We start from the raw sequence: 1799 nt of genomic DNA, 5'->3' as shown, positions 1-1799 counted from the left end.
TTAAGTAGTTTTCAGACGGACCCTAATAAAACAGAAACAGTTATTAATGGCTGGAGATCTGGTGCTGGTGGTTTAGACCGGTTGGGAACTGGTGGTATCTTTACTGGTATTATCATGGCCTTGCTTGCGGTTAAGATCTATCAAATTATTGTTCAGAAAAATTGGGTCATCAGAATGCCGGAACAAGTACCTTCAGGTGTTTCTAATTCCTTTACAGCCCTGATTCCAACATTTGTTATTTCTTTTGTCGTTTTGCTGATCGATGGGATCTTGATTGCATTTAATACTGATATTTACAATGTGATCGCTATGCCATTTAGTTTCGTTACGAACTTGACTAATAGTTGGCTCGGGATCGTTGTCATCGAATTATTGATCTCATTGTTGTGGGTCTTGGGTATTCACGGTGCCAATATTATCGGTGCTTTCATTACACCTATTACTTTGAACAACTTGACGTTGAACGCCCATGGTGCACACATGATCTTTGCTGGTGAATTTAATAATATGTTTGTTATTATTGGAGGTTCCGGGGCTACTTTAGGTTTAGTATTCTTTATGACATTCATGGCTAAATCAGCTCAGTTGAAGACTTTAGGACGTGCTGCAATTGCACCAGCGTTCTTTAACATTAACGAACCGATCATCTTTGGTGCCCCAGTTGTGTATAACCCGTACCTGTCGATCCCATTTATGTTGGCCCCAGTGGTTACTTCATCATTAACATATTGGTCCATTAAGCTTGGGCTTACAAGCCAGATTATTGCACAGATGCCATGGCCATCACCTGTTGGTATTGGTGCTTTCCTTGGTACTGGTGGTGACTGGAGATCAGTTATCTTAGCATTCGTTAACGTAATTGTTGCTGGCTTAGTTTACTATCCATTTGCACGGATCTATGATAGAAAACTGTTAGCTCAGGAACAAGCAAACCTAGCTGCAGAAAAATAATATGAGAGTTTTTTAAATCAGTAAAAGAAGAAACTTCGCTACTACCACAAAATGGTAGAGCGAAGTTTTTATATATATCATTAACTAATTTTAGTTACTTTTAGAAATAATAAAAGCAACTATCCAAACGATGATCACGGCACCGATGATCGATGGAATAATTGCCATTCCAGCGACTTGAGGCCCCCAATCGCCAAGAAGTGCTTGGCCCAGAGAAGAACCAACCAAACCGGCGATAATGTTGGCTGCACAGCCCATTGATTTTCCTTGGCTAGTAATGCCTCCAGCGATGGCACCGATCACGGCTCCAACGAGCAAGACCCATATCCAATGCATAGTAATATCCTCCCTTTAAACGGTAATCAATAATAGTATGTGTCATAAGTATACCTATTTTTGTAACTAAGGTAAAAAATTTGAATCGCCTGAGGGCCAATTTTTACCGAATGTTTTGTAAACTCCATAAATTCAAAAAATTTAATATAGAAATTTAGGGCATATTTTTTGAGACAATTTTTTGAGAGTAATAACCGGTTACAGTTACTATAATATTAGTCATTGTGATTTTTGAGCTATCAAATTAACGGGGAGAATAATAACGAAAAACCACTGGTATGATAATTATTTTTAGTTAGTTTTGAATTAGATTATTTGACTTATTGGGTATTTATTTGAAATAATAGTTTGGTATCGTTTATAAAAAAGGGAGGAGTAAAAAAGAATGACAGAAAAAGTTAAAGTTACAAATTTAACTAAAATATTCGGCAAACAAATCCCCCAAGCCAAAAAATTATTGAGTGAAGGAAAAGATAAGAAAGAGATCCTTGCTCAAACTGGTTGTACAGTTG

2 protein-coding genes are annotated in these 1799 nt (G+C 37.2%); one reads left to right on the top strand and one right to left on the bottom strand.

What is annotated here, in order from left to right; translation table 11 throughout:
• Positions 1–951, top strand: a 951-nt coding sequence (locus FC65_RS10455) for a PTS transporter subunit EIIC (protein ID WP_056972667.1), incomplete at its 5' end; no start/stop codon positions are given.
• Positions 952–1041: 90 nt separating this feature from the next.
• Here the strand turns inward: FC65_RS10455 and FC65_RS10450 are convergent.
• Complete coding sequence (locus FC65_RS10450) at positions 1042–1287, bottom strand: GlsB/YeaQ/YmgE family stress response membrane protein (RefSeq protein WP_010499332.1); 246 nt, start codon at positions 1285–1287, stop codon at positions 1042–1044.
• Between the last annotated feature and the right edge of the window lie 512 nt (positions 1288–1799).

The organism is Ligilactobacillus acidipiscis DSM 15836, assembly GCF_001435755.1.
In the GTDB taxonomy this organism is placed as follows: domain Bacteria; phylum Bacillota; class Bacilli; order Lactobacillales; family Lactobacillaceae; genus Ligilactobacillus; species Ligilactobacillus acidipiscis.
Note: the sequence above shows the minus strand (reverse complement) of the source record. Positions and strands in the feature narration are given on the sequence as shown.

Bases quoted from the DNA above. Each gene is read 5' to 3' on its own strand.
- FC65_RS10450 (WP_010499332.1), bottom strand. From the start codon at position 1,287: ATGCATTGGATATGGGTCTTGCTCGTTGGAGCCGTGATCGGTGCCATC.